Raw genomic sequence first — 11,511 nt, 5'->3', positions numbered from 1 at the left:
ATCGGGCGGACCATAGAGAGATCGGGCGGGAACGCCAAGCGCGCGCGGATGCTCAGACGCGCTGGACGATCCCCTCGCCCGCAAGTCCATCCCGGCCATGCGGGCTGGTGACATCAAGATCGGGGCCGAGCGGCACGATGCCCGTCGGGTTGATGTGGGCGATGGAGTAATAGCCGCGCTTGATATGGTCGATCCGAACCGTCTCCGCGATGCCGGGCCACTGATAGATATCGCGGAGATAGGCCTGAAGATGCGGATAGTCGGCAATGCGGCGCAGATTGCACTTGAAGGCGCCGTGATAGGCCGCATCGAAGCGCACCAATGTCACGAACAGGCGGATATCGGCTTCCGTCAGGTGACGACCGGCAACATAGCGGTTCCGTGACAGATGCTCCTCGAGCGTATCGAGAGTCGCGAAAACACCCGTAACGGCGTCTTCATAGGCGGCCTGCGTGCGGGCGAAGCCCGAGCGATAGACGCCGTTGTTGAGCGTGTCGTAGATCAGCGCGTTCCAGCGGTCGATGTCGGGGCGAAGGGGTTCGGGATAGAGATCGCCACGGTTCCCGGTCAACTCATCGAAGCCGCCGTTGAGGATGCGCAGGATGTCGGCCGACTCGTTGTTGACGATCCGGCCTTCCCGAATGTCCCAGAGCACGGGCACGGAGACCTTGCCGGTATAATGCGGGTCGGACGCCGTGTAGAGTTCGTGCTGGTAGCGGATCCGGCCGACGCGCGGCCCGGCATCGGCGGGTGGATCGTAGGTCCAGCCGTTTTCGCCGAGTTCGGGCTCGGAAATGGCGACGGGTATGATGTCGGTCAGGCCCTTGATGCTGCGCATCATCAGCGTGCGGGAGGCCCACGGGCAGATATAGGCGACGAACAGCTGGAAACGCCCGGCCTCTGCCTTGAGCGCGGGCTGGCCCTCCGGTCCCGGGCTGCCGTCCGGGGTGATCCAGCTGCGAAAACTGGTCGGCTCGCGGTGGAAGGCGCCGGCCTTCATTTCGCCGGCGGCGACATCGCCCTTTTCCCAAACCCCATTCACGAGCTGTGGCATCGGCCGTCTCCTTGCACCTGATATGGATCATCAGGTGGCATGGCGGATCGGGGCGCACAAGACGGGCGGGACTGGACGGAGCGTTCACCGAATCATGGCGTCGCTCCGCCCTTTTACATCAGCGCGGGAATTCCAGCCCCATCTCGCGGAAGCGCTCGGGGTCGTCGCCCCAGTTTTCCCGCACTTTCACGAAGAGGAAGAGGTGGACGGGCTGCTCCAGAATTTCGGCGATTTCCTTGCGTGCGGCCATGGAGATCGCCTTGATGGCGTCGCCATTCTTGCCGAGTGCGATCTTCTTCTGGCTGTCGCGCTCGACATAGATCACCTGCTCGATCCGCACCGAGCCGTCCTTCTTTTCCTCCCAGCCCTCGGTTTCCACATGCGAGGAATAGGGAAGCTCCTGATGGAGACGCAGGAACAGCTTTTCGCGGGTGATCTCGGCGGCCAGCTGGCGCATGGGCAGGTCGGAGATCTGGTCTTCCGGGTAGTACCAGGGACCTTCCGGCAGGGCTGCCGCCAGATAGTCCATGACGTCCTCGCAGCCGGAGCCGGTCAGCGCCGAGATCATGAAGGTGCGCTCGAAGGGAACGACCTCATTGGCGGCGGAGGCCAGTTGCAGCAGGACGTCGCGGGAGACCTGATCGATCTTGTTGAGCACGAGGATCTTCGGCTGGTGGACCTCCTTCAGGCCTTCCAGAATCATCTGCGCATCGCCCTTCAGCCCGCGCTCGCTGTCGACCAGCAGCATGATGAAATCGGCATCCTTGGCGCCGCCCCAGGCGGTGGTGACCATGGCGCGGTCGAGCCTGCGACGCGGCTTGAAGATGCCGGGCGTGTCCATGAACACGATCTGCGCGCGATCGTGAATGGCGATACCGCGCACGATAGCGCGCGTCGTCTGCACCTTGTGGCTGACGATCGACACCTTGGCGCCAACCAGCCGGTTGACGAGCGTCGACTTGCCGGCATTCGTCGCACCGATCATGGCGACGAAGCCGGAATGTGTCGGCCCGACATTCTCGGCGATATCCGTTGCGCCTTCGGTTTCGACTGCTGCGTCCTGTCCGGTCTCGGCAGGATCCGTGTGATCTTCGGTCATCATATCCGTCAATTCGTTGAGGGCCGGCGTGTCTGCCGGCGTGAGTATGAACCGCAATCGCTTCCGCGACCAGAGGTTTGAAACAGGTTCGTTGCGCGCCGGATCAGGCGCCCATGATCAGGGTCCGGAAGCGGCCCAGACCCCTTCCCGCTCCAGAATGCGGGTTGCGGCGGTCTGCTCGGCGGCCCGCTTGGAACGGTCCACGCCCGTCTCGGGCGCAACGCCGGGAATGATCACCGTCACCGTGAAGCGCGGATCATGGTCGGGACCGGAGCGGTCGTCCACGCGATAGTGCGGGGCGACGCCGAACTTCGCATGCGACCATTCCTGCAATTCCGTCTTGGCATCCCGGCGGGCGCCGTCGGCGCGCGTCGCGCGGGCCTTCCAGTGCTTGAGCACGAAGCCACGCGCAGCCTCCAGACCGCCATCGAGATAGATCGCGGCGATCAGCGCTTCCACCACGTCGGCACGGATGTTCAACACATGCTTGCCGGAGAGCTTCTTGACGTCGGCACCGGCGCGGATGAAGCGGTGAAGCTCGATCTCGTCGGAAATCGCAGCGCAGCTTTCGGCGCTGACCAGCTGGTTCAGCCGCACCGACAACTCGCCCTCGTTCGCCGTTTTGAACGTCTGGAACAGAAGCTCGGCGACACAGAGACCGAGCACACGGTCGCCGAGGAATTCCAGCCGCTCATAGTCAGAGCCGCCGGAATTGCGGGCGCTCGAATGCGTCAGCGCACGGTCGAGCCTGACCTTGTCGGTGAAGACGTAGCCGAGCGTTTCTTCCAGGCGCTCGCGCTCCTGCGGCCCCAGATCGCGCGGCTTCATTACTTCAGAACCTTGAACAGGCGGTCGTAGCGCAGGTTTGCCGGCCACTTCCAGATTTCCAGGAAGGAGGTGTCGTGCCCGAGCGAGAAGAAGATGAGGCTGGCGCGACCGACGAGATTTTCGGCCGGGACGTAACCGACATCGAAACGGCTGTCGGCAGAATTGTCGCGGTTGTCGCCCATCATGAAGTAGTGACCTTCGGGCACCACGAACTCGCGGGTGTTATCGCCGCGCGAATCCGGAAACTGGTCCAGCGTGTCGAAGCTGACGCCGTTGTCGAGCGTTTCGCGGAAGACCGGCACGTCGGCGCCGGTGTCGTACTGGTCGTCGGCCCGGAAGACGCCGTCGGGCGCGCGGGCGACTTCCTTGTCGTTGACGTAGAGAATGGAATTGCGCACCTGTACCCGGTCGCCCGGCAGGCCGATGACGCGCTTGATATAGTCGATTTCGGGATTGGGCGGGAAGCGGAAGACGGCGATGTCGCCGCGCTTCGGCTCACTGCCGAAAATGCGGCCGCTGAAGAGGTCGGGCGAACGCGGCAGCGAGTATTTCGAATAGCCGTAGGCGAACTTGTTGACGAAGATGTAATCGCCCACGAGCAGCGTCGGCATCATCGAGCCGGACGGAATCGTGAACGGCTGGAAGAGTACGGTGCGGATCACCAGGGCCAGAAGCAAGGCCTGGATGATGACCTTCACATTCTCCCAAAGGCCGCTGTCCTTCTTTGCGATTTTTTCTGCCACGCCCGTCTATCCTTGTTTGCCGCTGACCGGCGCTTGTTATCGTCTGAATGCCGTTGGTCTGCAGGGGTCCATGGCGCTCGCACGCGCTTGGGTCCATCGGGCTCAAGCGCCCTTGCGAACACGCGCACCGTCAGGCGCAGCGGACCTCGACTTGGCCATCCTCTAGCCGCTAACGTCTTCCGGAGCAACGGGCAGCGCCTCTATTATGACGAAGGCCTGCGCCAAAGGATCGTCGTCGGTGATCGTCAGGTGCACGACGGCGCGGTGGCCGTGCGGCAGCATGCTCGCCAGGCGCACGGCGGCACCGCCGGTCAGCACCATGGTCGGCTTGCCGCCGGGCAGGTTGACGACACCCATGTCCTTCCAGAGGACCCCCTGCCCGATCCCGGTTCCCAGAGCCTTGGAACAGGCCTCCTTCGCCGCGAAACGCTTGGCATAGGATGCCGACCGGTTCTTGCGGCCCTCCGATTTCGCGATCTCCACCTCGGTGAAGCAGCGCTGGATGAAACGCTCGCCGAAACGGTTCAGCGAGTTGTCGATGCGGCGGATGTCGATAAGGTCGCTGCCAAGGCCGATGATCATGAAAACCTGAGGGATCCGAAAGGTTAAGGGTTTAGGCCGCTTGCGAGGCCTTGAGCTTCTCCGCAAGACGCGACACGCGCCGCGACTGAAACAGCCGGGCCGCATAATAGGAGCCGATATAGAAGACAACCGCGCTACCCGCCGCCAGCGGCAGGCTGCCGAGCAGCAATGGCTTCAGCACAGGGCCCCAAAGCTCGGTCAGTTGCAGGTGCGTCAGCTTCTGCAGCATATCTTCGCCATCCAGCGGCGCGTGGGCGCCCGAGCCGAGGATCGCCGTGCCGATCTCGTAGCTGCTCGCGAGAATGACCGGAATCGTCAACGGGTTGGCGAGCGTCGTCGCAATGCCGGCGGCGATCAGGTTGCCGGAGAAGAGATAAGCGGCCGCAAGTGCCAGGAGAATATGGAAGCCCACGAAGGGCGTGGCGGAGGACGCGGCCCCGGCTGCAACGCCCATGGCGATGGAATGGGGCGACGACGACAGGCGCAGTATGCGCAGGGCCAGATAACGCAGGCCGCGGGTAAACCCCTTGCGCGGCCAGACCAGCTCGCGGAGCCGGACTGAGAACGATGCGGGCTGACGACGTTTGAATACCATAGTGCCGTGATAGACGATGCCCGTGTGGCCGTACAATGGCTAATTGGGGCAATGCGAGGCAATCTCGACGCAGGTGCAGCATTTCAGCAGCACATTTTCTCGACCGTGGCGTGGGGAGGCAGGCCGCGACGGACGGGATCATTTGCGATGCGGACCGCTATCGATCCATGACGTGCATCGCGTTCATAGGACGCGTCGATGATACGAAGATCGCCGCGGACGCGGGCCCCGTAAAGGGCACACCGCACGACGATCCCCGACCGCTCATCGATATCGGCCCATCATGAACCGCCATCTCTCGAGCCTTTCCCGGTCGAGCCGCCATCATGGCCGCATCCTGCCGGGAAAATTTTGGGACTGCTGGTATGACCAAGCCCCAGATGAGCTTGCGCATGTCAGCCTTGCACGAGGTGCAAGGCTCATATCTCAATTTGGTTCGAATGACCCTGGCTCAGAAGCCGCTGCGGAACAGACCGCGGTCGATCTGGCGCTGGCGGTATTCGAGGTCGATGCGATCGGACGAGCCGTTGAGGTAGCTCAGTTCGCGTTCGGCTGCCGACAAGGGGCGCAGGGCGCCGGTGAGCTTCTTGATCTGCTTGAACATTGGTAAACCTTTCTTCGTTTACCTCCCGAGCCAGAACATAAGCGTATCGTTGCCTTTGCACCAGCGCCGGGTTTGGCGGGCAGCCATGCTGTCGGCGCATACCGCCTTCAGCGGCAGCCTATCTTGCAGGCAGACATCTCAAAGGAAGACCCGCTTGACCGTGGAGATGACGGGCAAGTCCTTCAGCTGCGTCAGCATATGGTTCAGCTGGCGCAGGTCCCAGACCTCGAGATCGAGCATCAGCTCGCTGAAATCGGCGGCGATCGGCCCCATGGTGATGGCGCGGATGTTGATGTCGCCGGTGGCCAGCGACTGCGCGATATCGGCCAGCGTCCCCGGCTCGTTCAGCGCGTTGACCTGCACGCGCACCATGAAGCGGGTGTTGTTGGCCTGGTCGAGATCCCAGCGCACATCGATCCACCGCTCCGACTCGTCATCGAACTGCTGCAGGCTCGGTGACTGGATCGGGTAGATGGTGATCCCCTTGTCCTTCTCCATGATGCCGACGATGCGGTCGCCGGGCACGGCGCCGGATGCGCTGAAGTGGACGAAGGCATTGCCCGAGAGGCCACGGATCGGCAGGTCTTCCGGCCCACCCGCATCGATGGCGGTAGCGCTTTCCTTGGAATGGCCCGGGATCTTGAACGCCATGCCGGCGGCCGAGCGCATCGCGAACCAGCCATCGTCCGTCGAGGGTTTTGGCGTGACGCGCTCGTCCTGGTGATCGGGGTGCATGGCGCGCAGCACGTCGAGGGAGGAAAGCTCCCCACGGCCAACGGCGGCGATGGCGTCCTCGACCTCTTTCTGGCCCAGCCGGTGCAGGATCGGTTTCATCGCCTCGCGCGTGAACGGCTTGCCGGCGCGCTCGAACGTGCGTTCGAGGATGCGGAAGCCGAGGCCCGAATACTGCTTGCGGATGGCCGCCTTGGTCGCGCGGCGGATGGCGGCGCGGGCCTTGCCGGTGACGACGATCTCTTCCCAGGCCGCCGGTGGCACCTGTATGCCCGAACGGACGATCTCGACCTCGTCGCCATTGGCGAGCCGGGTCACGAGCGGCATGATCCGGCCGTTGATCTTCGCGCCGACGCAGGTATCGCCGATATTGGTGTGCACCGCATAGGCGAAATCGATCGGCGTCGCGCCACGCGGCAAGGCGATCAGCTGGCCCTTGGGCGTGAAACAGAAGACCTGATCCTGGAACAGTTCGAGCTTGGTATGCTCCAGAAACTCTTCCGGATTGTCGCCTTCCGCCAGCGCCTCGATGGTGCGACGCAGCCAGGAATAAGCGTTGGAGGTCGGCGACAGCTTGACGTCGCCCTGCGCCTCGGCGCCGTCCTTGTAGAGCGTATGCGCGGCAATGCCGTATTCGGCGATTTCGTGCATGCGGCGCGTGCGGATCTGCAGTTCGATACGCTGGCGCGACGGGCCGACGATGGTCGTGTGGATCGACTGATAGTCGTTCTGCTTGGGCGTCGAGATGTAATCCTTGAACTTGCCCGGCACGACGCGCCAGCGGGTGTGGACGATGCCGAGCGCGCGATAGCACGCCGGGATATCCTCGACGATCACCCGGAAGCCCCAGACATCGGACAGCTGCTCGAAGGACAGGGACTTGGACTGCATCTTGCGAAAGACGGAATAGGGCTTCTTCTGCCGCCCCTTGACGGCGATGCCGGTGAGGCCCTTGGCGGCGAGCAACTCGCCCAGCTCATCCTCGATCTTCTTGATGAGCCCCTCGTTGCGGGCGGAAAGCTCGTCCAGCCGCTGCGTCACGGTTTCGAAGGCATCGGGATTGATGTGACGGAAGGAGAGGTTTTCCAGCTCCTCGCGCATGTCGTGCATGCCCATGCGGCCGGCCAGCGGCGCATAGATCTCCATCGTCTCCTCGGAGATCCGGGCGCGCTTCTCCGCCGACATATGATCGAGCGTGCGCATGTTGTGCAGGCGGTCGGCAAGTTTGACGAGGAGGACACGCACGTCGTCGGAGATGGCCAGCAGCAGCTTGCGCAGGTTTTCCGCCTGCTTGGCCTTGCGGCTGACGAGATCGAGCTTCTTGATCTTGGTCAGGCCCTCGACGAGCGCCCCGATGTCCTCGCCGAAGAGATCGTCGATCTCCGCCCGCGTTGCCGTCGTGTCCTCGATGGTGTCGTGCAGCAGCGCCACCGCGATCGTCGCCTCGTCGAGGTGCATTTCCGTCAGGATAGCCGCGACTTCCAGCGGATGCGAAATATAGGGGTCGCCGCTGGCGCGCTTCTGCTGGCCATGCTTCTGCATGGCATAGACATAGGCCTTGTTGAGCAATGCCTCGTTGACGTCGGGCTTGTATTTCTGAACCCGTTCGACGAGTTCATATTGGCGCATCATGCGTGTGCGGCTCCGCGGGGGCTGTGTATCTGCAACATCACTCCTTTAATGGAAATCCATTTAAATCATGACGCAGCAGCAACGGAAAGCGCGTCCGTTGCAATCGGGCGCGATTCTTCCGGTATATCATGGCGCTACCGGCGATTTCCCACCATCGGAATCATAGATGCGCAAATTTTCCGCGCTTTATCGCCGCAGCGAAGCTCCGGCTTTACGATGCAAGGGATGCAGGAGTGAAGGGCGGCCAAAACGACAAAGCGCCGGACGATGCCGGCGCTTCGAAGATTGAATGCTGATAGGGACGATCAGTAGTCGTCGCTCTTTTCCGGGGGAACGAGGCCCTCGATGCCGGCCAGCAGTTCTTCTTCCGTCATGCGGTCGAAGGTCACGGCTTCGGGCTGATCGTCGTCCTCGGAAGCATCAGAGAAGTTTGCCGAGCTGCCCGTGATGGAGGCGGGATCTGCTTCCGGCTCGTCGACCTCGACGTGCTTCTGCAGCGAATGGATCAGATCTTCCTTGAGGTCGCCGGGAGACAAAGTCTCGTCGGCGATCTCGCGCAGGGCCACGACGGGGTTCTTGTCGTTGTCGCGATCGATGGTGATCGCCGCGCCCTGGGAGATCAGGCGCGCACGGTGGCTGGCGAGGAGCACGAGCTCAAAGCGGTTGTCGACCTTGTCGATGCAATCTTCGACCGTAACGCGGGCCATTGCGTATCCTTCGATGGTTTCAAGCGCCGGACGCGGCCAGAGGCTGCCTGCCTGCGCAGATATTGATGACGAGAGCGACCGAGGCTGGCGCGGCATTCCGGCTCTCAGGAACGGATTGGTTGCCGGATACAGCCATTGGCCTGAAAATTCAAGTTTTTCATGAGAGGGCGGGCGATAAAGGGTAAGCGTTGCCGATAGTATTGTTTTTGGACCCTATCGTGGAAATTGCAAAAGTCAGGTTTCAACATTAGATTTGTATGAAAAGCGGACAGCTTACCACATATTTAGGGGTTCGTTTGTCATGTTGATGTGTGCGTTGCCGATCGAGACTAGTGAGCCGGGAAAATTTGTGCTCGAACGACGTTTGTCTTCTATCGAACTTTTCTCTCGATCACTGGTGCGATAAGGACAGTCATCATGATACCCCCGGTCTGCACTTGTTTCGCGTCCGATAATGGACAGGAAAAATTGCGCTCCTCGCCGGACTGAAGGAATGCCGATGTTCGATCCCCGCGAAAAAATAGCTCTCTTTATCGATGGTGCGAACCTGTACGCCGCGTCGAAAAGCCTCGGCTTCGACATCGATTATCGTAAGCTTTTGAAAGCTTTTCAGAAGCGGGGCTATCTGCTGCGCGCCTATTATTACACGGCGCTGATCGAGGATCAGGAGTATTCCTCGATCCGCCCTCTGATCGACTGGCTGGACTACAACGGCTACAAGGTCGTGACGAAGCCTGCCAAGGAATTCACTGATTCGCTCGGCCGGCGGAAGATCAAGGGCAATATGGACATCGAGCTTGCCATCGATGCCATGGAGCAATCGGAAACCGTCGATCATCTCGTGATCTTTTCGGGCGACGGTGATTTCACCACGCTGGTGGAGGCACTGCAGCGCAAGGGCCGGAAGGTGTCCGTGGTCTCCACCATGTCGACCCAGCCACCGATGATCGCCGACGACCTGCGGCGCCAAGCGGATCACTTCATCGATCTTATCGGTCTGAAGGCTGAAATCGGGCGCGACCCGTCCGAGCGGCAGTCCCGCACAGTCGAGCCGGCGCATCAGGACGATCTGAACTGACGTCATAACCTCGGATCGGCGCCCTGGCGCCGACCGCGATATCGTCTGCGCGCTTCAGCCGTCCTTCAAAAGACGGCTTTTCTGGCGGTTCCAGTCGCGCTCTTTTTCGCTTTCCCGCTTGTCGTGCAGCTTCTTACCCTTGCCGAGTGCCAGCTCGAGCTTGGCGCGTCCCTGATCGTTGAAATAGATCTTCAACGGGATCAGCGACATGCCCTCGCGGTTCACTGCACCCTGCAGCCGGTTCACCTCACGCTTGGACAGCAGAAGCTTGCGGCGGCGGCGCGGCTCGTGATTGAAGCGGTTGGCCTGCAGATATTCCGGCAGATAGGAATTGATCAGCCATATCTCACCGGCCTCGTCGGTTGCGTAGGACTCGGCGATATTGGCCTTGCCCTCGCGCAGCGACTTCACCTCGGTGCCGGTCAGCACAAGACCTGCCTCGTAGGTGTCGAGGATCTCGTAATTGTAGCGCGCCTTGCGGTTTTCAGCGACGATCTTGCGAACGGTGCGCTCGCTGCCCTTCGGGGCCATCAGTTCAGCAGCCCTGCATGAATGAGCGCCGCCTCGATCGCGCTTTCGGTTGCGGGCTCGAGCGAGGGCATCAGCGGCGAGCGGACGTGTCGGCTCATGCCGCGCAGCCGGTTCAGCGCGAACTTCGAGCCGCAGACGCCGGGTTCCATGAAGATGGCCTTGTGCAGCGGCATCAACTGGTCCTGATAGACGAGTGCCTTGGCGAAATCGCCGGCCAGCGTCGCTTCCTGGAACTCGGCGCACAAACGCGGCGCGACATTGGCCGTGACGGAAATACAGCCGACGCCGCCATGGGCGTTGAAACCGAGCGCCGTCGCGTCTTCGCCCGAAAGCTGGACGAAATCCGCACCACAGGTAATGCGCTGTTCGGATACGCGCTCGATCTTGCCGGTCGCGTCCTTCACACCCAGGATCGATGGATAGGCCTTGCGCAGGGTACCCATGGTTTCCGGCGACATGTCGATGACCGAGCGGCCGGGAATATTGTAGATGACGATCGGAAGCTTGACGGCCTCGGCGATCGCCGAAAAGTGGGCATAAAGCCCCTTCTGCGTCGGCTTGTTATAATAAGGTGTCACGACGAGGATACCGTCGGCGCCAGCCTTCTCCGCGTGCTGGGCAAGCTCGATGGCCTCGCGGGTGTTGTTGGACCCGGCACCGGCGATGACGGGAACGCGACCGCCGGCGGCCTCGATGCAGAGTTCGACGACGCGCTTGTGCTCGGCATGCGACAAGGTGGGGGATTCGCCCGTCGTTCCCACCGGAACGACACCGTGACTACCCTCGGAGATCACCCACTGGACGTGATCGACGAATGCGTCCTCATCCACGGCGCCGGCCGGTGTGAACGGGGTGATGAGAGCGGGAATGGATCCCTTGAACATGCACGACTCCTGACGGCGCGCGGGCACTGGAGACCCATGCTTCGGCCGTATTTCACGGTTAGAAAATTGCCGGCACCTTAATCGTCCCGATCTCCGGCGGCAAGCATTGACTGGCAGCGTCGACGCAGAGCGGAACGGACGAGGCAGCCTGAGGGTTCAGGCGGTTCACGCTTATTTTTGAACACGAGACGATCACGGTTCAAGGCAATCTCAGGATCCGGGACCGGCTTAACCTTTCATTAGCGTCTCGCTTGCCAAATGCGGTAGGCCAAATGCGGTAGGATTGCAAAACGGCGGGTTGATCATGGGCGGGAAAGTTTTCATGCGTGGTGCCATCCATCGAACACTGATCGCCGCCTTGGGTGTTTCCACGCTCGGGCTCGGCGCGCTCTTCGTCCCGAGTATCGCCGCACAGGCCGAACCGGCCGGCGTCCCCCTCCCC

At 61.8% G+C, this 11,511-nt stretch carries 12 protein-coding genes; 1 reads left to right on the top strand and 11 read right to left on the bottom strand.

All coding sequences use genetic code 11. The features are described from left to right. Positions 1 to 52: 52 nt before the first annotated feature. The 9 genes from G8E10_RS03910 to rpoZ all read right to left on the bottom strand — a co-directional run bounded on the left by G8E10_RS03910 (position 53) and on the right by rpoZ (position 8,576). Positions 53 to 1,054, bottom strand: a complete 1,002-nt coding sequence (locus G8E10_RS03910; RefSeq protein WP_167127167.1) for a glutathione S-transferase family protein — start codon at positions 1,052 to 1,054, stop codon at positions 53 to 55. A gap of 118 nt (positions 1,055 to 1,172) precedes the next feature. Then, positions 1,173 to 2,156, bottom strand: a complete 984-nt coding sequence (gene era, locus G8E10_RS03905; RefSeq protein ID WP_425530815.1) for a GTPase Era — start codon at positions 2,154 to 2,156, stop codon at positions 1,173 to 1,175. 114 nt (positions 2,157 to 2,270) lie between these two features. Next, complete coding sequence (gene rnc / locus G8E10_RS03900) at positions 2,271 to 2,981, bottom strand: ribonuclease III (RefSeq protein WP_167127164.1); 711 nt, start codon at positions 2,979 to 2,981, stop codon at positions 2,271 to 2,273. Further along, entirely contained in the window at positions 2,981 to 3,724 is a 744-nt protein-coding gene (lepB, locus tag G8E10_RS03895) for a signal peptidase I (RefSeq protein ID WP_110799717.1), read from the bottom strand. Before lepB ends, rnc begins: the two co-directional genes overlap by 1 nt. A 162-nt stretch (positions 3,725 to 3,886) precedes the next feature. Beyond that, complete coding sequence (gene acpS, locus G8E10_RS03890; RefSeq protein ID WP_110732686.1) at positions 3,887 to 4,306, bottom strand: holo-ACP synthase; 420 nt, start codon at positions 4,304 to 4,306, stop codon at positions 3,887 to 3,889. Between the two features lie 31 nt (positions 4,307 to 4,337). After that, positions 4,338 to 4,901 (bottom strand): DUF2062 domain-containing protein, encoded by a 564-nt coding sequence (locus tag G8E10_RS03885; protein WP_132446726.1) that lies wholly within the window; start codon positions 4,899 to 4,901, stop codon positions 4,338 to 4,340. A 451-nt stretch (positions 4,902 to 5,352) separates the two neighbouring features. Next, positions 5,353 to 5,505 (bottom strand): DUF3563 domain-containing protein, encoded by a 153-nt coding sequence (locus G8E10_RS03880; protein WP_110726527.1) that lies wholly within the window; start codon positions 5,503 to 5,505, stop codon positions 5,353 to 5,355. 138 nt (positions 5,506 to 5,643) lie between these two features. Next, positions 5,644 to 7,869, bottom strand: coding sequence for a RelA/SpoT family protein (locus G8E10_RS03875; protein WP_110799719.1), 2,226 nt, complete (start codon positions 7,867 to 7,869; stop codon positions 5,644 to 5,646). A gap of 305 nt (positions 7,870 to 8,174) precedes the next feature. Continuing rightward, a complete protein-coding gene (gene rpoZ / locus G8E10_RS03870; RefSeq protein WP_132446722.1) occupies positions 8,175 to 8,576 on the bottom strand; it encodes a DNA-directed RNA polymerase subunit omega in 402 nt (133 codons plus the stop codon). 499 nt (positions 8,577 to 9,075) lie between these two features. On the opposite strand from rpoZ, the gene G8E10_RS03865 reads away from it, so the two are divergent. Continuing rightward, the gene (locus G8E10_RS03865) at positions 9,076 to 9,654 is read left to right on the top strand and encodes a LabA-like NYN domain-containing protein (protein ID WP_110800089.1); all 579 of its coding nucleotides are present in this window, start codon (positions 9,076 to 9,078) and stop codon (positions 9,652 to 9,654) included. 54 nt (positions 9,655 to 9,708) lie between these two features. On the opposite strand, the gene smpB is transcribed toward G8E10_RS03865, so the two are convergent. Beyond that, complete coding sequence (gene smpB, locus G8E10_RS03860) at positions 9,709 to 10,185, bottom strand: SsrA-binding protein SmpB (RefSeq protein WP_092932893.1); 477 nt, start codon at positions 10,183 to 10,185, stop codon at positions 9,709 to 9,711. After that, positions 10,185 to 11,069 (bottom strand): 4-hydroxy-tetrahydrodipicolinate synthase, encoded by an 885-nt coding sequence (gene dapA, locus G8E10_RS03855; protein ID WP_167127161.1) that lies wholly within the window; start codon positions 11,067 to 11,069, stop codon positions 10,185 to 10,187. Before dapA ends, smpB begins: the two co-directional genes overlap by 1 nt. Between the last annotated feature and the right edge of the window lie 442 nt (positions 11,070 to 11,511).

Origin of the sequence: Ferranicluibacter rubi (genome assembly GCF_011603255.1) — a bacterium.
GTDB lineage: Bacteria > Pseudomonadota > Alphaproteobacteria > Rhizobiales > Rhizobiaceae > Ferranicluibacter > Ferranicluibacter rubi.
The sequence above is the reverse complement of the archived record's forward strand: the minus strand, read 5'-3'. Positions and strand labels throughout refer to the sequence as shown.

Coding starts and splice junctions, on each gene's coding strand:
- smpB (WP_092932893.1), bottom strand. CDS start 10,185: ATGGCCCCGAAGGGCAGCGAGCGCACCGTTCGCAAGATCGTCGCTGAA.
- rpoZ (WP_132446722.1), bottom strand. CDS start 8,576: ATGGCCCGCGTTACGGTCGAAGATTGCATCGACAAGGTCGACAACCGC.
- G8E10_RS03910 (WP_167127167.1), bottom strand. CDS start 1,054: ATGCCACAGCTCGTGAATGGGGTTTGGGAAAAGGGCGATGTCGCCGCC.
- rnc (WP_167127164.1), bottom strand. CDS start 2,981: ATGAAGCCGCGCGATCTGGGGCCGCAGGAGCGCGAGCGCCTGGAAGAA.
- era (WP_425530815.1), bottom strand. CDS start 2,156: ATGATGACCGAAGATCACACGGATCCTGCCGAGACCGGACAGGACGCA.
- G8E10_RS03865 (WP_110800089.1), top strand. CDS start 9,076: ATGTTCGATCCCCGCGAAAAAATAGCTCTCTTTATCGATGGTGCGAAC.
- acpS (WP_110732686.1), bottom strand. CDS start 4,306: ATGATCATCGGCCTTGGCAGCGACCTTATCGACATCCGCCGCATCGAC.
- G8E10_RS03885 (WP_132446726.1), bottom strand. CDS start 4,901: ATGGTATTCAAACGTCGTCAGCCCGCATCGTTCTCAGTCCGGCTCCGC.
- dapA (WP_167127161.1), bottom strand. CDS start 11,069: ATGTTCAAGGGATCCATTCCCGCTCTCATCACCCCGTTCACACCGGCC.
- G8E10_RS03875 (WP_110799719.1), bottom strand. CDS start 7,869: ATGATGCGCCAATATGAACTCGTCGAACGGGTTCAGAAATACAAGCCC.
- G8E10_RS03880 (WP_110726527.1), bottom strand. CDS start 5,505: ATGTTCAAGCAGATCAAGAAGCTCACCGGCGCCCTGCGCCCCTTGTCG.